17 protein-coding genes are annotated in these 19,904 nt (G+C 69.1%); 16 read left to right on the top strand and 1 reads right to left on the bottom strand.

Annotated elements, in window-relative coordinates:
• Positions 1 to 36 precede the first annotated feature (36 nt).
• From ribD to QLQ85_RS15680, 10 genes are all read left to right on the top strand, one after another.
• Positions 37 to 1,161, top strand: a complete 1,125-nt coding sequence (ribD, locus tag QLQ85_RS15725; RefSeq protein ID WP_282739860.1) for a bifunctional diaminohydroxyphosphoribosylaminopyrimidine deaminase/5-amino-6-(5-phosphoribosylamino)uracil reductase RibD — start codon at positions 37 to 39, stop codon at positions 1,159 to 1,161.
• Positions 1,162 to 1,382: 221 nt separating this feature from the next.
• Positions 1,383 to 2,549, top strand: coding sequence for a bifunctional 3,4-dihydroxy-2-butanone-4-phosphate synthase/GTP cyclohydrolase II (ribBA, locus tag QLQ85_RS15720; RefSeq protein WP_282739859.1), 1,167 nt, complete (start codon positions 1,383 to 1,385; stop codon positions 2,547 to 2,549).
• An 82-nt stretch (positions 2,550 to 2,631) separates the two neighbouring features.
• On the top strand, positions 2,632 to 3,126 hold the full coding sequence (gene ribH, locus QLQ85_RS15715) for a 6,7-dimethyl-8-ribityllumazine synthase (RefSeq protein ID WP_282722190.1): 495 nt from the start codon (positions 2,632 to 2,634) through the stop codon (positions 3,124 to 3,126).
• Positions 3,123 to 3,626 carry a transcription antitermination factor NusB gene (gene nusB / locus QLQ85_RS15710; protein ID WP_282722191.1) on the top strand — a complete coding sequence of 168 codons (504 nt, stop codon included), beginning with the start codon at positions 3,123 to 3,125 and terminating at the stop codon, positions 3,624 to 3,626. Before ribH ends, nusB begins: the two co-directional genes overlap by 4 nt.
• Positions 3,627 to 3,639: 13 nt before the next feature.
• The gene (gene thiL / locus QLQ85_RS15705) at positions 3,640 to 4,608 is read left to right on the top strand and encodes a thiamine-phosphate kinase (RefSeq protein ID WP_282739858.1); all 969 of its coding nucleotides are present in this window, start codon (positions 3,640 to 3,642) and stop codon (positions 4,606 to 4,608) included.
• A complete protein-coding gene (locus tag QLQ85_RS15700; protein ID WP_282722193.1) occupies positions 4,605 to 5,078 on the top strand; it encodes a phosphatidylglycerophosphatase A family protein in 474 nt (157 codons plus the stop codon). The genes thiL and QLQ85_RS15700 overlap by 4 nt, the downstream gene beginning before the upstream one ends.
• A gap of 134 nt (positions 5,079 to 5,212) precedes the next feature.
• Positions 5,213 to 6,451 (top strand): DUF945 family protein, encoded by a 1,239-nt coding sequence (locus QLQ85_RS15695; protein ID WP_282739857.1) that lies wholly within the window; start codon positions 5,213 to 5,215, stop codon positions 6,449 to 6,451.
• A 107-nt stretch (positions 6,452 to 6,558) separates the two neighbouring features.
• Entirely contained in the window at positions 6,559 to 9,006 is a 2,448-nt protein-coding gene (gene lon / locus QLQ85_RS15690; protein WP_282739856.1) for an endopeptidase La, read from the top strand.
• A gap of 180 nt (positions 9,007 to 9,186) precedes the next feature.
• The gene (ilvD, locus tag QLQ85_RS15685) at positions 9,187 to 11,031 is read left to right on the top strand and encodes a dihydroxy-acid dehydratase (RefSeq protein WP_282739855.1); all 1,845 of its coding nucleotides are present in this window, start codon (positions 9,187 to 9,189) and stop codon (positions 11,029 to 11,031) included.
• Between the two features lie 75 nt (positions 11,032 to 11,106).
• A complete protein-coding gene (locus tag QLQ85_RS15680) occupies positions 11,107 to 12,189 on the top strand; it encodes an oxidoreductase (RefSeq protein ID WP_282739854.1) in 1,083 nt (360 codons plus the stop codon).
• Positions 12,190 to 12,218: 29 nt separating this feature from the next.
• Here the strand turns inward: QLQ85_RS15680 and nudE are convergent, their stop codons facing one another.
• Positions 12,219 to 12,830 carry an ADP compounds hydrolase NudE gene (nudE, locus tag QLQ85_RS15675; RefSeq protein ID WP_282722198.1) on the bottom strand — a complete coding sequence of 204 codons (612 nt, stop codon included), beginning with the start codon at positions 12,828 to 12,830 and terminating at the stop codon, positions 12,219 to 12,221.
• Between the two features lie 103 nt (positions 12,831 to 12,933).
• Between nudE and yrfG the strand changes: the two genes are divergently transcribed.
• From yrfG to QLQ85_RS15645, 6 genes are all read left to right on the top strand, one after another.
• The gene (gene yrfG, locus QLQ85_RS15670; protein ID WP_282739853.1) at positions 12,934 to 13,623 is read left to right on the top strand and encodes a GMP/IMP nucleotidase; all 690 of its coding nucleotides are present in this window, start codon (positions 12,934 to 12,936) and stop codon (positions 13,621 to 13,623) included.
• Positions 13,616 to 14,005 (top strand): ribosome-associated heat shock protein Hsp15, encoded by a 390-nt coding sequence (gene hslR / locus QLQ85_RS15665; protein WP_282739852.1) that lies wholly within the window; start codon positions 13,616 to 13,618, stop codon positions 14,003 to 14,005. The genes yrfG and hslR overlap by 8 nt, the downstream gene beginning before the upstream one ends.
• A 55-nt stretch (positions 14,006 to 14,060) precedes the next feature.
• Complete coding sequence (gene hslO / locus QLQ85_RS15660; RefSeq protein WP_282739851.1) at positions 14,061 to 14,936, top strand: Hsp33 family molecular chaperone HslO; 876 nt, start codon at positions 14,061 to 14,063, stop codon at positions 14,934 to 14,936.
• Positions 14,937 to 15,208: 272 nt separating this feature from the next.
• Positions 15,209 to 16,798: a phosphoenolpyruvate carboxykinase gene (locus QLQ85_RS15655; protein WP_282739850.1), complete on the top strand. Its 1,590-nt coding sequence runs from the start codon at positions 15,209 to 15,211 to the stop codon at positions 16,796 to 16,798.
• Positions 16,799 to 16,928: 130 nt separating this feature from the next.
• Positions 16,929 to 17,426: a peptide-methionine (R)-S-oxide reductase MsrB gene (gene msrB, locus QLQ85_RS15650; RefSeq protein WP_282739849.1), complete on the top strand. Its 498-nt coding sequence runs from the start codon at positions 16,929 to 16,931 to the stop codon at positions 17,424 to 17,426.
• Positions 17,427 to 17,482: 56 nt separating this feature from the next.
• On the top strand, positions 17,483 to 19,867 hold the full coding sequence (locus QLQ85_RS15645) for a Tex family protein (protein ID WP_282739848.1): 2,385 nt from the start codon (positions 17,483 to 17,485) through the stop codon (positions 19,865 to 19,867).
• Positions 19,868 to 19,904: the final 37 nt, after the last annotated feature.

Raw genomic sequence — 19,904 nt, 5'->3', positions numbered from 1 at the left:
GCCCCTCTCCTCATTCGTCATCTGCCAAGGAGCGCCATGGCCAAGCAGACCCCCGAAGCCTGGATGGCCCGGGCCCTGGAACTGGCCCGTCGCGGCCTCTATACCACAGCCCCCAATCCCCGCGTCGGCTGCGTGCTGGTCAGGAACCATCGCCTGGTCGGCGAGGGGTTTCACGAGCGTGCCGGCGAGCCCCACGCCGAGGTGCATGCCCTGCGCCAGGCCGGTGACGCGGCCCGGGGCGCCACCGCCTACGTCACCCTCGAGCCCTGCTCGCACCAGGGGCGCACCGGCCCCTGTGCCGTGGCGCTGATCGAGGCCGGGGTGAAGGCGGTGGTGGTGGCCATGGCCGACCCCAATCCCGCCGTGGCCGGCCGCGGCCTCGCCATGCTGCGTGAGGCCGGCGTCGACGTCGAAGTGGGTATCCTGGAGGCTCAAGCGAGGGCGCTGAATCCGGGCTTCATCATGCGCATGGAGCATGGCCGCCCCTTCGTGCGGCTGAAGATGGCCATGAGCCTCGACGGGCGCACCGCGATGCGCTCGGGCGAGTCCCAGTGGATCACCGGCGCCCCGGCGCGGCGCGAGGTACAGCGCCTGCGGGCTCGCTCCAGCGCCGTCCTCACCGGCGTGGAGTCGATCATCTTCGACAACTCGCGGCTCACCGTGCGCCCGGCCCAGGCCGAACTCGACGACGCGGAGCTCGTCGCCGGCCGCCAGCCGCTGCGGGTGGTGGTCGACAGCCAGCTACGCCTGCCCCAGGCCGCGGCCTGCCTGCGCGAGCCCGGCCGCACCCTGGTGGCGACCCGCACCGGCCACGATCCCGAACGGCGTGAGCGCCTCGAGGCGGCCGGCGCCGAGGTGGCGGTGATGCCCGCGGCGGCCGACGGCCGGGTCGACCTCCAGGCCCTGCTGCGCCACCTGGCCGATGTGGAGCAGGCCAACGAGGTGCTGCTCGAGACCGGCGCGACGCTCGCCGGCGCCATGCTCGATGCCGGCCTGGTCGACGAGATGCAGCTGTTCGTGGCGCCGACCCTGCTCGGCGGCGAGGCCCGGCCGCTGTTCCAGCTCGCCGGCATCGAGACCATGGCCCAGCAGCGCCCGCTCGACATCCTCGACATTCGTGCCGTGGGACGCGACTGGCGCATCACCGCCCGGCCGCGCTAGGCGAGCCACGAGCTGCGAGCGGTTGCTGGCCAGCCCGATAGGACGGAGCCCGAAGCCCGAAGCCAGAAATTGGCGCCCGACGCCGCGCCACGGATGCTCACTACTGGCGCCCGACGCCGCGCCACGGTACCCTGACGCCGTTTCGAGGCGGGACGTTGCCTGCCGGCGACCCGAGCGTCGCCGCGCCGCGACAGCCGCCACGCTGAATTTCTGGAGATCCCATGGTGCACTCCTCCTCCGGGGGCCTGGCCCCCATCGAAGACCTGATCGAGGACATCCGTCAGGGCAAGATGGTGATCCTCATGGACGACGAGGACCGTGAGAACGAAGGCGACATCATCATGGCCGCCGAGAAGGTCGAGGCCGAGCACATCAACTTCATGGCGCGTCACGCCCGCGGCCTGATCTGCCTGCCGATGACCCGCGAGCGCTGCGAGCGACTCCGGCTGCCACTGATGGTGCGCGACAACGGCTCCGGTTTCGGCACCAAGTTCACTCTCTCCATCGAGGCCGCCGAGGGGGTGACCACCGGCATCTCCGCCGCCGACCGCGCGCGCACCGTGCAGGCCGCGGTGGCCCGTGACGCCAGGGCCGAGGACATCGTCCAGCCCGGCCACATCTTCCCGCTGATGGCCGAGCCTGGCGGCGTGCTGCGCCGGGCCGGCCATACCGAGGCGGCCTGTGACCTGGCGGCCCTGGCCGGTCTCGATCCCAGCGGCGTGATCTGCGAGATCATGAACGACGACGGCAGCATGGCGCGCCGTCCGGAGCTCGAGCGCTTCGCCGCCGAGCATGACCTGAAGATGGGCACCATCGCCGACCTGATCCACTACCGCATCCACAACGAGCAGACCGTGGCGCCGGTGGAGGCCACGCCGGTGAACACCGCCTTCGGCGAGTTGACCCTGCATGTCTTTCGCGACAGCATCCAGGGCGCCCACCACCTGGCGCTGGTCAAGGGGCGGCCGAGCCCCGAGACCCTGACCACGGTGCGCGTGCACCTGGCCGACGTCATGCGCGACCTGCTTGGCCTGCAGAGGGGCGAGGGGGGACACTGGACGACCCATGCCGCCCTCGAGGAGGTCGCCCGCGCCGATCATGGTGTCTTCGTGCTGCTCGACGATGGCCGTCCGCGCCAGGATTTCCTCGACTATCTCGAGGTGTTCCTGGAGCGCCGCCGCCCGCCACGCACCAGCGACTCCGACGGCGCCGGCAACTACCTGACCATCGGCACCGGCTCGCAGATCCTCCGCCACCTGGGGGTGGGTCGCATGCGGCTGCTCAGCTCGCCGTGGAAGTTCTCGGCGCTCTCCGGCTTCGACCTGGAAGTGGTCGAACGGCTCGGCCCCGAGGATTGCGCGGACGAGGACAGCGCCACCGACGCCTGAGGCGGTGGCAGCGAACATCAACGGCACGGCCGCGGCCGTGCCACGGATTCAGCCGGACTGGATTCACGAGGAACCTGGAACCATGCAACCGATTTCCCAAGTCGAAGGCAGCTTCGTCGACGTCGAAGGCCGTTACGTGATCGTAGTGGGCCGCTTCAACCATCACGTGGTCGACAGCCTGGTCGAGGGCGCCGTGGACATCCTGGTGCGCCACGGCGTCGACGGCGAGAACATCGATATCGTCCATGTTCCCGGGGCCTGGGAACTGCCGCTGGCGGTGAAGCGAGTGCTCAAGGTGGCGCGCCCCGATGCGGTGATCGCCCTGGGCGCGGTGATCCGCGGCGGTACGCCGCACTTCGAGTACGTGGCCGGCGGCTGCAATGCAGCACTCGGCAACCTGCAGCTCGAGTTCGAGACCCCCATCGCCAATGGCGTGCTCACCGTCAACTCCATCGAGCAGGCCATCGAGCGCTCCGGCACCAAGGCCGGCAACAAGGGCGCCGAGGCGGCCATGGCGGCCATGGAGATGGTCTCGCTGCTGCGTTGCTTCGACGGTGACGACGGGGGTGAGGCATGAGCGGCGAGCACCCGCGTCCCCCCTCGGCGGCGCAGCAGGCCCGGCGTGCCGCCCGCGAGCTGGCGGTACAGGGCCTCTACCAGTGGCAGATGACCGGCAAGTCGATTACCGCGGTGGAAGCCGAGTTCAGGAGCCAGGTGGCCGACGACGACCTCGACGACCACGAGAACTGGCACAAGGTCATGGAGATCGCCGACCTGGCGCTGTTCCATGAGCTGCTGCACAACGTGGTACGTTTCAAGGCGGAGCTGGACGTCGCCATTTCGCCGCTGCTCGACCGTCGGCTCGAGGACCTCGACCCCATCGAGCTGGCCATTCTGCGATTGGGTGCCTACGAGCTCTCCCGACGCCTCGAGGTGCCGTACCGTGTGGTGATCAACGAGGGGGTCGAGCTGGCCAAATCCTTCGGCGCCACCGACGGTCACAAGTACGTCAACGGTATCCTCGACAAGCTCGCCGGACGGCTGCGTGCCGCCGAGGTCGCTGCCCGTCGCCGCTGAAGGTTGCCACCGGATGCACAGCGAATTCGAACTGATTGCCCGCTACTTCACGCCCGCGCCTCCCGGTCCCGAGGCCGGGGTGGCCCTGGGCGTCGGCGACGACTGCACCCTGCTCGCTCCCACCCCCGGGCGGCGCCTGGCGGTCAGCGTCGACACCTCGGTGGCCGGCGTGCACTTCCCCGACGAGGCGCCGGCCGAGGCGATCGGCCACCGGGCGCTGGCAGTGAGCCTCAGCGATCTGGCGGCCATGGGGGCCCGTGCCCGCTGGTGCCTGATGGCGCTGACCCTCCCCGAGGTCGACGATGCCTGGCTGGAGGGCTTTTCCCGTGGCTTCCGGGCCCTCTGTGAGGCCAGCGGTACTGCCCTGGTGGGGGGCGACGTGACCCGCGGCGCGACCGCCATCGGCGTGACCGTGATGGGCGAGGTCGATCCCCGGGTCGCCCTGACCCGCGGCGGGGCGCGAGCCGGCGACCTCATCGCCGTGACCGGCACCCTGGGCGGTGGGGCCGGCGGGTTGGCGCTGTGGCAGCGGGGCGAGCGCGATCCCGCCCATCCGCTGCTCGTACGCTACCTGCGACCCCAGCCGCGGCTGGCCGCCGGCGAAGCCCTGCTGGGGCTGGCCACGGCGGCCATCGATGTCTCCGATGGCCTTTTGGCCGACCTCGGCCATGTCCTCGAGGCGTCCGGGGTGGGCGCAGAGCTCGACCTCGACGCCCTGCCGCTGGCCGAGGGGCTGGCGGCGGCGCTGGGCGAGGAACCGGCCCGGCAGGCGGCACTCGGCGGTGGCGATGACTACGAGCTGCTGCTGACGCTGCCCGCCGAGCGGCTGGACGAGGCGCGCGGGCGACTGGCGGCCCTCGACCTGCCGCTCACCGCGATCGGCCGGATCACCGAGACGCCGGGCGTGGTCGGAGGGGGAGCCGGTGCCCTCGGTGGCTGGCAGCACTTCCCGGGGCTGCCCGACAGGGGAGGGCCGCCATGAACCGCTCTCCCGCCAGCGTCTGGCACCGTCCTACCCATTTCCTCGCCTTCGGGTTCGGCAGTGGCGCGGTGCCCTGGGCACCGGGCACCTTCGGCACCCTGGCGGCCATTCCCTTCTACTGGCTGATCTCCGAGCTGCCCCAGTCCTGGTACCTGGCGCTGGTGACGGTGGCCTTCGTCTGGGGTGTCTGGATCTGCGACAAGACCTCCCGCGACCTGGGGGTCCACGACCACTCCGGCATCGTCTGGGACGAGTTCGTCGGCTACTGGATCACCATGGCCGCGGTGCCCTTCTCCTGGGAGGCGGCCTTGTGGGGGTTCGTCGTCTTTCGCATCTTCGACGTCTTCAAGCCCTGGCCGATCCGCTGGGCGGATCGGCGCGTGGCCGGTGGCTTCGGCATCATGATCGACGACGTGCTCGCCGGCATCTACGCCTGGAGCACGATGCACCTGTGGTTATGGTTACACTGACGACACGCACCGATAACATGTCTCCGTGCCGCTCCGTCAGGGGGGGCAGTGGCGCTGGCATGGCTTGGTGCCTTTCGAGAGTCTGAGTCTCGGCAGTGGCCGCCAGTGACGGCATCCAGGGGAGGGAGGCCGCTATGCGCAAGGAACGACTGATCGTCCCGGTGGTGGTGGGGCTGGCGGTGGTCTGGGCGGTGGCCCAGTTCGTCGCCGGCCTGCTGTTCGAGCGGGAGCTCGCCCGGGGCCTCGACGATCTCGAGGCGCGGGGTGAACTGGTGGTGGAGCGTACCGATATCGAGCGGGGCTGGCTGACCTCCAGCGGCACCATCCAGCTGGCGCCACTGCTGGGCGATGCCTGGCAGCTGGAACTGAAGTACAAGGCGCGCCACGGGGTGCTCAGCACCCGGGTCGACGGCGAGACGATGCCCTACCTCGGCCCCTATCAGGAGCGCCTGTTCGGCGATGCACTGCCCTCTACGCCGCCGCGCTGGCATGCCCGCTATCACACCCTCGGCGGTACCCTGGACGGCAGCATCCAGTTGGCACCCTTCATCGCCCGGCAGGGCGAGCGTGAGCTCGACTTCGCCGGCGGCGAGATCCGCTTCGATGGCCAGTACGGCGACTGGCGCCTGCAGGCCCGCCTCGAGCCGCTGCACTTGAGCGACGGACCCGCCACCCTCGAGGCGGGCCCGGTCGTCCTCGAGAGCCGCTATGCCTACACCGCCGGGGCCCATCACTTCACCCAGCACGACCTGTTGCGCATCGAGAACCTCGCCTGGCAGCAGCCGAGCCTGCAACTGGAGGCGCGGGACCTGATCTACCAGAACCTGATGCACCTGGACGAGCGGGAGTTGCGTGTCGATGGCGAGCTGACCCTGACCGAGGTGCAGGCCGCCGACCAGGTGTTGCTCACCGGCCGGGTCGGAATGGGGCTCTCCCGCATCAACGCCGATGCCCTGCGAGGCGTGCTGGCCGGGCTGCGTGACGAGGCATCCCGGGGCGACGGTGCCCGGGAAGGGCGTGAGCTGCTCGCCAGGCTGGAGCCGGGGCTGATCGCCATGCTGCAGGACTCGCCGCGCCTCGATGTCACCACGGTGGAGCTGGACAGCCCCATGCTCGGCCTGGCGGCTCGCGGCGAGGGCGCGCTGTTCTTCGATGCCCGTCGCCTCGATGAGCTGAGCCTGCTCGAGCTGGATGACGAGCGACAGCGCTCGCGCTGGCTGTCACGCCTGGACGGTGACTTCACCTGGCACGACGTGCCCACGGTGGTGGCGCTGTGGCTCGGCCTGCCGCTGGATACCCGGACGCTGGAGATCGACGTGGTCCGCGGCACCGTGCGTGTGAATGGGCGTCCCCTGCCGCCGCTCTGGCGCTGATCCCGTCGCCATCGTGTGCCCCGCGCGACTTGAAGTCGGTGCGTGCCGCCCGCATTCCCCTAACCAGTCTGCTTGCGTACACAACCCGGATCAGGACGACACACCCTATGAGCGACGATCACGATCGCCCCGGCGACCCGGAGGCCCTCGGCTGGACTCACGAGACGTACCACGACGCTGACGAGCCGCCCTTCGACGAGGAGTCGCCGGGGCGCGGCAGCGCCATGGTCCCCGCCCGGGAGACCCTGCCCGAGCGCATCTACCTGCTGCCGATCCACAACCGCCCGTTCTTTCCCGCCCAGGTACAGCCGCTGGTGATCAACCGCGAGCGCTGGGAGGAGACCATGCGCCGGGTCGGCAATACGCCGCACCACACCGTGGGGCTGGCGTTCGTCGGCGAAACCGCGGTGGAGGAGCTCGGACACGAGCACTTTCCCGAGGTCGGCACCGCGGTCAAGGTCCACAAGCTGCAGGGCGAGGACCAGCAGATCCAGTTCATCGCCCAGGGGGTGCAGCGCTTCAGGATCCAGCGCTGGCTGTCGAAGACGCCGCCCTACCTGGTGGAGGTGAGCTACCCCCGCGAACCGGTGGACGCGGAGGACGACGAGGCGCGTGCCTACGCCATGGCGCTGATCAACGGCATCAAGGAGCTGCTGCCGATCAATCCGCTCTATGGCGAGGAGCTCAAGCACTACCTCAACCGCTTCAGCCCCCACGAGCCGGGGCCGCTGACCGACTTCGCCGCCGCCATCACCTCGGCCAAGGGGCACCTGCTGCAGGATGTCCTGGCGACCCTGCCGGTGGTGGCCCGGATGCAGAAGGTGTTGCCGCTGCTGCGCAAGGAGATCGACGTCGCCCAGCTGCAGAGCGAGATCAGCGAGCAGGTCAACGCCCAGATGCAGGAGCGCCAGCGCGAGTTCTTCCTGCGCGAGCAGCTCAAGGTGATCCAGCGCGAGCTGGGCATCTCCAAGGACGATCGGGAGAACGACGTCGACACCTTCCGCGACCGCCTCGAGAGCCTGGTGGTGCCGCCCAAGGTGCTGACCCGTATCGAGGAGGAGCTCGACAAGCTCTCGGTGCTCGAGACCGGCTCGCCCGAGTACGGCACCACCCGTAACTACCTCGACTGGCTGACCTCCATGCCCTGGGGCGTGCGCAGCCAGGACAAGCTCGACCTGGCCCACGCACGCCAGGTGCTCGACCGCGACCACGACGGTCTCAAGGACGTCAAGGAGCGGATCATCGAGTTCCTCGCCGAGGGCACCTTCAAGGGTGACGTGGGCGGCTCGATCCTGCTGCTCGTCGGCCCCCCCGGGGTGGGCAAGACCTCCGTGGGGCGTTCCATCGCCGAGGCGCTGGGCCGCGAGTTCTATCGCTTCTCGGTGGGCGGCATGCGCGACGAGGCCGAGATCAAGGGCCACCGGCGCACCTATATCGGTGCCATGCCCGGCAAGCTGGCGCAGGCGCTCAAGGAGGTCGAGGTCGAGAACCCGGTGATCATGCTCGACGAGATCGACAAGCTGGGGCAGTCCTTCCAGGGCGACCCGGCCTCGGCGCTGCTCGAGGTGCTCGATCCCGAGCAGAACGTCGACTTCCTCGACCACTACCTCGACGTGCGCCTCGACCTCTCCAAGGTGCTGTTCGTCTGCACCGCCAACACCCTGGACTCGATCCCCGGCCCCCTGCTCGACCGCATGGAGCAGATCCGCCTCTCCGGCTATATCGCCGAGGAGAAGCTGACGATCGCCCGGCACCACCTCTGGCCCAAGCTGCTCAAGCGCGACCGCATTCCCAGGAAGCGCATCAACCTCACCGAGGCGGCGCTCAAGCAGGTGATCGAGGGATATGCCCGCGAGGCCGGGGTGCGACAGCTCGAGAAGCAGCTCCACCGCATCGTGCGCAAGGCGGCGGTGAAGCTGCTCGAGAACGGCCAGCAGTCGGTGCGGGTCTCGGTGAACAACCTGGAGGCGTTTCTCGGCGCGCCACTGTTCCGCAAGGAGCAGGTACTCCAGGGTGAGGGCGTGGTCACCGGCCTGGCCTGGACCGCCATGGGCGGGGCGACCCTGCCCATCGAGGCCGGCAAGGTGCATGCGCTCGATCGCGGCTTCAAGCTCACCGGCAAGCTCGGCGAGGTGATGCAGGAGTCGGCCAACATCGCCTACAGCTACGTGCTCGGGCACCTGAGCGAGTTCGGGGCCGACGCCGACTTCTTCGATTCGGCCTTCGTGCACCTGCACGTCCCGGAAGGCGCCACCCCCAAGGACGGCCCCTCGGCCGGGGTGACCATGACCACGGCGCTGCTCTCGCTGGCGAAGCACCGTGCCATCGACCGGTCGCTGGCGATGACCGGCGAGCTGACGCTGACCGGCCAGGTGCTTCCGGTGGGCGGTATCCGCGAGAAGATCATCGCCGCCCGCCGCAGCGACATCTTCGAGGTGATCCTGCCCGAGGCCAACCGCCGCGACTTCGACGAATTGCCCGACTTCCTCAGGGAGGGCATGACGGTACACTTCGCCGGCCGCTACCCTGACGTGGCGAAGGTGGTGTTCGGCTAGCAGGCGCATCGCGCCAGTCACGAGCTTCGAGCCGCGGGCTACGAGCGACAATCCGGCCCGCAGCTCGAAGCCAGTGGCAAGCCGTTTCCGCCCGTGACAGAATCCTGGGCTGACCCGGACACCGAGACCGTCATCGCCGCCATGGCGACTCGAGACGGCGCGAATCGCATAGAGGACACCATGCCCGAGTATCGTTCCCGCACCACCACCGCCGGCCGCAACATGGCCGGCGCCCGCGCCCTGTGGCGCGCCACCGGCATGACGGACGACGACTTCCACAAGCCGATCATCGCCGTGGCCAACTCCTTCACCCAGTTCGTGCCCGGTCACGTGCACCTGAAGGACATGGGCCAGCTGGTGGCCCGCGAGATCGAGAAGGCCGGTGGGGTGGCCAAGGAGTTCAACACCATCGCCGTGGACGACGGCATCGCCATGGGCCACGACGGCATGCTCTACTCGCTGCCGAGCCGCGACCTGATCGCCGACAGCGTCGAGTACATGGTCAACGCCCACTGCGCCGACGCCCTGGTGTGCATCTCCAACTGCGACAAGATCACCCCGGGGATGCTCAACGCCGCGATGCGCCTCAACATCCCGGTGATCTTCGTCTCCGGCGGCCCCATGGAGGCCGGCAAGACCAAGCTGCTCGACCACGGCATCGACCTGATCGACGCCATGATCTACGCCGCCGACGACCAGTACAGCGACGAAGAGATCGAGGAGATCGAGCGCAGCGCCTGTCCCACCTGCGGCAGCTGCTCGGGCATGTTCACCGCCAACTCGATGAACTGCCTGATGGAGGCGCTGGGCCTGGCGCTGCCGGGCAACGGCACGGTGCTGGCCACCCACGCCGACCGTCGCCGGCTGTTCGAGGAGGCGGGCAGCCGCATCGTTACGCTTGCCAAGCGCTACTACGAGGGCAACGAGACGCACCTGCTGCCCCGCGCCATCGGCTCCAGGGCGGCCTTCGGGAACGCCATGACCCTGGACATCGCCATGGGCGGTTCCACCAACACCATCCTGCACCTGCTGGCCGCCGCCCAGGAGGCCGAGGTCGACTTCACCATGGCCGACATCGACCGGCTGTCGCGGGAGGTGCCGCAGCTCTGCAAGCTGGCGCCCAACACCCAGCAGTACCACATCGAGGACTGCCACCGTGCCGGTGGCATCATGGCGATCCTCGGCGAGCTCGACCGCGCCGGGGTGCTCGATACCCGCGTGCCCACCGTCTACGGCGATACCCTCAAGGACGCCCTGGACGAGTGGGACATCATGCGCAACCCCAGCCCCGAGGTGGTGGAGTTCTACAAGGCCGGCCCCGGCGGCATCCCGACCCAGACCGCCTTCTCCCAGAGCGCCCGCTGGCCGAGCCTCGACGGCGACCGCGCCGGCGGCTGCATCCGCGACCTCGAGCACGCCTTCTCCCGCGAGGGCGGCCTGGCGGTGCTGTTCGGCAACATCGCACTGGACGGCTGCGTGGTGAAGACCGCCGGGGTCGATGAGTCGATCCTGGTCTTCGAGGGTCCGGCCCACGTGGTCGAGTCACAGGACCAGGCGGTGGAGCACGTGCTGGGCGGGCTGGTGAAGCCCGGCGAGGTGGTGGTGGTGCGCTACGAGGGGCCGCGCGGCGGCCCCGGCATGCAGGAGATGCTCTACCCGACCTCCTACCTGAAGTCCAAGGGGCTCGGCAAGGTGTGCGCGCTGATGACCGACGGCCGCTTCTCGGGCGGCAGCTCGGGCCTCTCCATCGGCCACGTCTCGCCGGAGGCGGCGGCGGGCGGTGCCATCGGCCTGATCGAGAGCGGCGATATCATCCAGATCGATATCCCCAACCGCGCGATCAACGTCAAGCTGACCGACGCCGAGCTGGCCGACCGCCGCGAGGCGGAAGAGGCGAAGGGCAGTGCGGCCTGGAAGCCGAGCATCCAGCGTGACCGCAAGGTCTCGGCGGCGCTCAAGGCCTACGCGCTGCTCGCCACCTCCGCCGACAAGGGCGCGGTGCGCGACCTGACCAAGCTCGACTGAGTGACGCTAGTCCGCTCCGGCCGGGTGCCGGGGCGGTCATCCCCCTTCCCGCCAACCTGCAAGGACGCCGATGCCATGAAGAAGCAGACCCTCAACGTCGGCCTCGTCGGCTACGGCATGGCCGGCCGGACCTTCCACGCGCCGCTGCTCCTGGCGACGCCCGGGCTCGAACTGACCGCCGTGGTCAGCGGCGACGCCGAACGGGTCCGGGCCGACCTCCCCGAGGTCGAGGTGCTGTCCAGGGCGCCAGCGCTGTTTGCCCGGCCCGACATCGACCTGGTGGTGATCGCCACCCCCAACGACACCCACTTCCCGCTGGCCAAGGCGGCGCTCGGCGCCAGCAAGCATGTGGTGGTCGACAAGCCCTTCTCCGTTACCCTGTCCGAAGCGCGGCTGCTCAAGTCCCTGGCCGACGAGGAGGAGCGACTGCTCAGCGTCTTCCACAATCGCCGCTGGGACAGCGACTTTCTGACCCTCGAGGCGCTGCTCCAGGCCGGCACCCTGGGCCGGGTGGTCGCGCTGGAGTCGCGTTTCGATCGTTTTCGCCCCGACGTCAGCGACCGCTGGCGGGAGCACCACCGGCCGGGTGGCGGCATCTGGTATGACCTGGGGCCGCATCTGCTCGATCAGGCACGGGCGCTGTTCGGCATGCCCAAGGCGATCCTGCTGGAGCTGGCCACCTCGCGGGAGGGCGCCGAGGTCGACGATGATTTCCTGGCGCTGCTGGAGTACGACGGCCTGCGGGTGACCCTGCAGGCGAGTTCACTGGTCGCCGAGCCGACGCCGCGTTTCGCGGTGCACGGCACCCGGGGGAGCTATGTGAAGTACGGGCTCGACCCCCAGGAAGGCTGGCTCAAGGAGGGCCGGGCCCCGTCGCCCGGCTGGGGAGAGGATCCGCTTCCCGGACGCCTGACCCTGCGAGAGGGCGGGGAGCCGGAACTGGTCAGCCGCGAACATGCGGGCCTGCCCGGCGACTACCCGGTCTACTACGCCGGCATCGCCGAGGCGCTGCTTCACGGCACGCCTCCGCCGGTGAGCGTCGACGAGGCCCTCGAGGTGATGACGCTGCTCGAGGCCGGTCTCGACAGCTATCGCCAGGGGCGCTGGATGAAGCTGAAGGAGGGCAGCGGGCTCAGGAAGCGCCTCCACACCCACTGAGCGCCGGCGGCCCCCTGTGCATGGGGGCGCTACCACAGCGTCGGGGAGTCTGCCTCGTTGCGCAGCCGCTCCCGGGCGATGAACAGGGCGGCGATGGCCCGTGCCTCGTGAAAGTCCTCCCGGGCCAGCAGTGCCGGGAGTTCGTCGAGGGCGTGGGTCTCGACGATCAGGGGTTCCGGTTCGTCGCCGGGCAGCCGTCTCGGATAGAGATCGGTGGCCAGCAGCACCTGCATCCGATGGCGCATGTAGTTGGGCGCCAGCGACAGCTCCACCAGCGGCTCGATGCGGTGGGCGCCGAAGCCGCACTCCTCCATCAACTCGCGATTGGCGGCGCTGACGATGTCTTCCCCCGGGTCGACCAGCCCCTTGGGCAGGGTCAGCACATAGTCCTCGAAGCCGGCGGCGTACTCCCGGATCAGCAGCACGTGGTCGGGGTCGGGCATGGCGACGATCATCACCGCCCCCTGGTCGCTGCCGGTGAGGCGCTCGAAGGTGCGCTCCTCGCCGTTGGAGAAGCGCAGTTCCAGTGCCTCGACGTGGAACAGGCGGCTCCTCGCCACCGACTGGCGCGACAGGACGCTGGGCTTCTCGGGCCAAGGAGGGCCGACATCGGTTCTGTTCGGGCCGGGGGAATCAGGCATGGGCTCTCCCATTCATCGGGTCATCGGGGGTGGAATGCGCCGTCGGCATCGATTGGGTACAATATCATGCCTTCCGCCACCACCGACGCCATCCGGAGCCGCGATGATCGACTGGCGCGCCATCGATACCGTCCTGCTGGACATGGACGGCACCCTGCTCGACCTGCACTTCGACAGCCACTTCTGGCTGGAACACCTGCCGCGGCGCTATGTCGAGCTGCACCGGCTGGATGAGGCCACCCAGGAGGAAGTGCGCTCGCGTATCCTCCGCGAGAGGGGCACCCTGAACTGGTACAGCCTGGCCTACTGGAGCCGTGAGCTGGACGTCGACATCGTCGCCCTCAAGCGCGAGATACAGCACCTGATCGGCCTGCGTGGCGATGCCCTGGATTTCCTCCAGTGGCTCAGGCAGGCCCACCCCCGGGTGGTGCTGGCCACCAATGCCGACCGCGAGAGCCTCGAGCTCAAGCTGCCGCTCACCGGGTTGGAGGCCTATCTCGATGCCATCGTCTCCTCGGCGGATCTCGGCGTGCCCAAGGAGGCCCAGGAGTTCTGGTTCGCGCTGCAGGAGGTCGAGCCCTTCGACCCCGACCGTACGCTGTTCATCGACGACAATCCCTCGGTGCTGGAGAGCGCCCGCGAGTACGGCATCCGTCATCTGCTGGGCATCAAGCAGCCCGACAGTACCCGCCCAGAGAAGGAGCTCGAGGAGTTCATCGCCCTCGAGCGCTTCGCCGCCATCCTGCCCGGCAACCTCCCGCCGACGGTAGAAGGGGAGAGCGGCCATGGATAGCGTACGGCTCGACAAGTGGCTGTGGGCGGCGCGTTTCTTCAAGACCCGGGCACTCGCCAAGAAGGCCATCGAGGGCGGCAAGGTGCACTACAACGGCACCCGCGCCAAGACCAGCAAGAGCGTCGAGCTCGGCGCCCTGGTCCGCGTGCCCCAGGGCTGGGACCTGATGGAGGTCGAGGTGCTGGCGCTCTCCGACCAGCGCCGCGGCGCGCCCGAGGCCCGTGAGCTCTACCGCGAGACCCCGGAAAGCGTCGCGCGGCGCGAGCGCGAAGCCGAGGCCCGCCGCCTGACCAACCAGGCGATGCAGCACCCACCCAGGCGCCCCGACAAGAAGCAGCGCCGTGAGATCCACCGCTTCCAGCGACAGCAGGACGACGAATGAAGGGACAAGAGGTTCCTCGCCCGTTCATGCTCCCACCATCCAGGCACCCAGCGTCATGAATGATCAGATCCAGCGTTTTCTCTTCGACAAGACCAACGTGCGTGGCGAGATCGTCACCCTCGAGCGGGCCTACGCCGAGGTGCTCGAGCGCCACGACTATCCCCCGGTGGTCGATCGCCTGCTCGGCGAGCTGCTGTGCGCGGTGGCCCTGCTCACCGATACCGTCAAGCTCGACGGCACCCTGAGCATCGAGGTGCGCGGCCAGGGGGCGCTCGCGCTGCTGATGGCCGAGTCCAACCCCGGCGGGGAGCTGCGCGCCATCGCCCGCCTGGCCGACGGGGCGCCGCCCCCCGGCGATGACGTCGGCTTTCGCGAACTGCTCGGCCAGGGCCAGATCATGATCACCCTGGATCCGAAGGAAGGGCACCGTTACCAGGGCATCGTGGCGCTCGACCAGGAGAGCCTGGCGGAGTGCCTCGCCGCCTACTTCACCCAGTCGGAGCAGTTGCCGACCCGGCTGTGGCTGGCGGCCGACGGCGCCCGGGCCGCCGGCCTGCTGCTGCAGCGCCTGCCCGATGAGTCGATGAACCAGGACGCCGATGCCTGGGAGCGCACCCTGCAGCTCGCCACGACCCTGAAAGGCGAAGAGCTGCTGGGGCTCGAGCCGCTCGAGGTGCTCTACCGGCTCTACCATGAGGAGACCGTGCGGGTCTTCGACCCCAAGGCGCTGCACTTCGGCTGCACCTGCTCTCGCCAGCGCATCGGCGACGCCCTGCTGACCCTGGGCGAGGACGAGCTGCGCGAGGTGCTGGCCGAGCACGGCAGCATCGACACCCAGTGCCACTTCTGCCATACCCGCTACCATTTCCCGGCCGCCGAGATCGAGGCGCTGCTCGCCTCGCCGGATGCCCCGCCGCCCACCCTGCACTGAAATCGCGTCGGCGAGACCGGGGGGCGATGCTGCATAGCACAATCGATTGTGTGGCGAACGGCCCCGATGTAGTAGAAAAACTACATGAAGTTCGGCCAACAGCGGCGTTTCCCACTGGCCATCTTTTTGCCATAATGGCGCCGCTTTTCATCGGCACGATCGCCTCACCAACGAGACGGGAATACCCGCACCGGGCGATCGCTGGCACGACACCCGCTGCGTCATCGACGCCCGGCAAACGAGAGAATCGGCCGCAAGGCCCAGGAATCGACATGACCACGACCCAAGCCGCTTCCCAGGCTGCCAATGCGCAGCAAGCCGCCACCGCCCAGGCCTACGTCAACCTCAGCAGCGCCGAGCTGATCGAGTGTGCCGTGGCCCGGGGCGAAGGCCGCCTGGCTGCCAACGGTGCCCTGGTGGTGAACACCGGTGTGCGTACCGGCCGCTCGCCCAAGGACCGCTTCATCGTCGACGAGCCGTCCACCAGTGGGCAGATCGACTGGGGCAGCGTCAACCAGCGCTTCGACAGCGCCAAGTTCGATGCCCTCTGGGCGCGTGTCGAGGCGTACCTGAACGGCGGTGAGCGCTTCGTCTCCGAGCTGCACGTGGGCAGCGACCCGATTCACTACCTGCCGGTGCGGGTGACCACCGAGACGGCCTGGCACAACCTCTTCGGTCGCACCATGTTCGTGCGCCCCGAGGCGTTCAACCCCTCCGCCAAGGAGGAGTGGACCATCCTCAACGCTCCCTTCTTCGAGTGCGACCCGGCCCGTGACGGCACCAACTCAGACGGCTGCGTGATCCTTAACTTCGCCCAGAAGAAGGTGCTGATCGCCGGCATGCGCTACGCCGGCGAGATGAAGAAGGCGATGTTCTCGGTGCAGAACTTCCTGCTGCCGGCCGCCGACGTGCTGCCCATGCACTGCTCCGCCAACGTCGGCGAGGATGGCGAGACCACGCTGTTCTTCGGCCTCTCGGGCACCGGCAAGACCACCCTCTCCGCCGACCCGGCGCGTTTCCTGATCGGTGACGACGAGCATGGCTGGGGCGAGGGCACCGTGTTCAACATCGAGGGCGGCTGCTACGCCAAGTGCATCGACCTCTCCGAGAAGAACGAGCCGATCATCTGGGATGCCATCCGCTTCGGCACCGTGCTCGAGAACGTGGTCCTCGACGATCGCCGCGAGCCCGACTATGCCGACGACAGCCTGACCCAGAACTCCCGCGCTGCCTACCCGCTGGAGCACGTCGAGAAGCGCGTGGCCGAGAACCGCGCCGGCGAACCGAATGCCATCGTCTTCCTGACCTGCGACATGAGCGGCGTGCTACCGCCGGTCTCGGTGCTCTCCAAGGAGGCCGCGGCCTATCACTTCCTGTCCGGCTACACGGCCAAGGTCGGCTCCACCGAGATGGGCTCCTCCGCCGGCCTCGAGGCGACCTTCTCCACCTGCTTCGGTGCTCCCTTCTTCCCGCGCCCTGCGCGCGAGTATGCCGATCTGCTGATCAAGCGCGTGGCGGCCAAGGACGCCCAGGTCTACCTGGTCAACACCGGCTGGACCGGCGGCTCCTATGGCGAGGGCGGCTCGCGCTTCTCGATCCCGACCACCCGCGCCATCATCGGCGCCATCCAGTCCGGCGTGCTGCGTGACGTCGAGACCAAGCACATCGACGGCCTGAACCTCGAGGTGCCGGTCGCCGTGCCGGGCGTCGACTCCCGGCTGCTCGACCCACGCGAGACCTGGGAAGACCGCGCCGCCTACGACCGCCAGCTGAACGAGTTGGCCGCCAAGTTCGTCGACAACTTCAAGAAGTTCGAGGGTGTCAACGAGGCCATCGTCGAGGCCGGGCCGAGCCTGGCCTGAGGCGATCTCGGCAGCGAACCGCCGGTGCCGCCGGCGGTCTGAACGGGGGAAGGGCCGAGGCTCTTCCCCCGTTTCGTTGTGCCCCCACTTCGATGCGCGGGCCTAGGCAAGCCAGCGACGGAGGGTGATCATGAAGAGACGGCATTTTCTGGGGCTGCTGGGCGTCACCGGCGCGGCGGGCCTGTTGCCGGGAGCCTCCTTCGGCTTCCCGCGGCTGGAGCTTGAACCGGCGGAGGGGCTCGAGCGCCTCGAACTCAGCGACGCCGAGTGGCGCGAGCGCCTGACCGATGAGCAGTACGAGATCCTGCGTGGCCACGGCACCGAGCCGGCCTTCTCCAGTCCCCTGGACAAGCAGTGGGGCGAGGGCGAGTACCACTGCGCCGGCTGCGACCTGCTGCTGTTCACCAGTGCCATGAAGTACGACTCCGGCACCGGCTGGCCGAGCTTCTTCGAGCACGTCGAGGGGCACCTGCTGAGTCAGCTCGATTTCGGCCTGATCTGGCCGCGAACCGAGTACCACTGTGCCCGCTGCGGCGGTCACCAGGGCCACGTGTTCGAAGATGGCCCCGAGCCCACCGGGCTGCGCTGGTGCAACAACGGGCTGGCGCTGCGCTTCGTACCCGCCTGAAGCCTGATTATGGTACCTTGTCGCGATTCGTTCTCGTGCATTCGCGAAGGGGTTACATGGACGCCACCAACCGCATCATCACGCGCCTCGCCGAGGAGCTTGCCGTTCGTCCGCAGCAGGTCACGGCCACGGTGGAACTGCTCGACGGCGGGGCCACCGTGCCCTTCATCGCCCGCTACCGCAAGGAGGTCACCGGCGGACTCGACGACACCCAGCTGCGCAACCTTCACGAGCGCCTCGGCTACCTGCGCGAGCTGGAGGAGCGCCGGGTCGCCGTGCTCGCTGCCATCGACGAGCAGGGCAAGCTCACCGACGAGCTCGCCGGGCTGATCCAGGCCGCCGACACCAAGCAGCGCCTGGAAGACCTCTACCTGCCGTACAAGAAGAAGCGCCGCACCAAGGCGCAGATCGCCCGCGAGGCCGGCCTCGAGCCGCTGGCCGATGCGCTGCTGGCCGACCCGACCCTGGACCCGGAAAGCGCCGCGGTGCACTACCTGCGCGCCGCGGAAGGCGATATTCCGGCCATCGAGGACACCAAGGCGGCCCTCGACGGGGCGAGGCAGATCCTCATGGAGCGCTTCGCCGAGGACGCCGAGCTGGTCGGTCGGCTGCGCGAACGGTTGTGGAGCGAGGGTGAGCTCAGCGCACGGCTGATCGCCGGCAAGGAGCGCGAGGGCGCCAAGTTCTCCGACTATTTCGAGCACGACGAGAAGCTGGCGAAGACGCCGTCGCACCGCGCGCTGGCGATGTTCCGCGGCCGCAACGAAGGGGTCCTGACCCTGGCCATTCGCCTGCCGGGCGAGGAGGAGGCGCCGCTCCATCCGGCCCAGGTGACCATCGCCAGACACTTCGACATCCGCGACGAGGGCCGGCCCGCCGACAAGTGGCTGCGTGACGTGGTGCGCTGGACCTGGCGGGTCAAGCTCTACACGCACCTGGAGACCGAACTGCTGGGCCGGCTGCGCGAGCGCGCCGAGCTGGAGGCCATCGAGGTCTTCGCCGCCAACCTCAAGGACCTGCTGCTGGCCGCCCCGGCCGGACCCAAGGCGACGCTGGCCATCGACCCAGGCCTGCGCACCGGCTGCAAGGTGGCGGTGGTGGACGCCACCGGCCAGTTCCTCGAGCACGCCACCATCTATCCCCATGCTCCCCGTAACGCCTGGGATGCCTCCCTGGCCGAGCTCGCCAGGCTGCTCGAGAAGCACGATGTGGCGCTGATCGCCGTCGGCAACGGCACCGCCAGTCGCGAGACCGACCGCCTCGCCGGCGACCTGGTCAAGGCCTTCTCTTCGTCTCAAGGGCGGGGCCGGCGTCAGCTCGCCAAGGTGATGGTCAGCGAGGCCGGCGCCTCGGTCTACTCCGCCTCGGAATACGCCTCCCGGGAGCTGCCGGAGCTTGACGTCACCATCCGCGGGGCGGTCTCCATCGCCCGGCGGCTGCAGGACCCGCTGGCCGAGCTGGTCAAGATCGAACCCAAGTCGATCGGTGTCGGCCAGTACCAGCACGACGTCTCCCAGTTGCAGCTCTCGAAGAGCCTCGAGGCGGTGATCGAGGATTGCGTCAACGCCGTGGGGGTGGACCTCAACATGGCGTCGAGCGCACTGCTCTCGCGGGTCGCCGGCCTCAACCCGGCCCTGGCCGAGAACATCGTCGCCCGCCGCAACGCCGAGGGCGCCTTCACCAGCCGCAAGCAGCTGCTCGAGGTGAACCGCCTGGGGCCGAGGACCTTCGAGCAGTGCGCGGGCTTCCTGCGCATCATGAACGGCGACAATCCGCTCGACGGCAGCGCCGTGCACCCCGAGGCCTATCCGCTGGTGGAGCGCATCGCCGCGCGCAGCGGCCGGGAACTCGCCAGCCTGATCGGCGACAGCGCGACCCTCAAGGCGGTCAGGCCCGCCGACTTCGCCGACGAGCGCTTCGGCGTGCCGACCATCAGCGACATCCTCGCCGAGCTCGACAAGCCCGGTCGCGACCCGCGACCCGAGTTCAAGGCCGCCGAGTTCCGCGAGGGGGTGGAAACCCTCAAGGACCTCGAGCCGGGGATGGTGCTCGAAGGCAGCGTCACCAACGTCACCCACTTCGGCGCCTTCGTCGACATCGGGGTGCACCAGGACGGCCTGGTGCATATCTCGGCATTGTCGGACAGGTTCGTCGAGGATCCCCGCTCGGTGGTCAAGGCCGGCGATATCGTCAAGGTCAAGGTGATGAACGTGGATCTGGAGCGTGCCCGCATCGGGCTCTCCATGCGCCTCGACGACCAGCCCGACGGGGAGGGCAGCGAGGGCCGTGGCGGCAAGCCGCGCCGTGGTGGCGACGACCGCCGTCGCGGCCAGGGCACGGCGCCGCGCAAGGGGGGGCAGCCCGCGGAACCGACCGGACAACCGGGTGGTCAGATGGGCGCCCTGGGGGCCGCCCTGCTCAAGGCCAGGCGCAAGCGCTAGAGTGACGGGCGGCGTGCCACGAGCCCGAAGCCCGAGA

This window comes from Halomonas kalidii, from assembly GCF_030010475.1.
Lineage (GTDB): Bacteria > Pseudomonadota > Gammaproteobacteria > Pseudomonadales > Halomonadaceae > Halomonas > Halomonas heilongjiangensis.
This window is presented reverse-complemented; position numbering and strand designations above follow the sequence as displayed.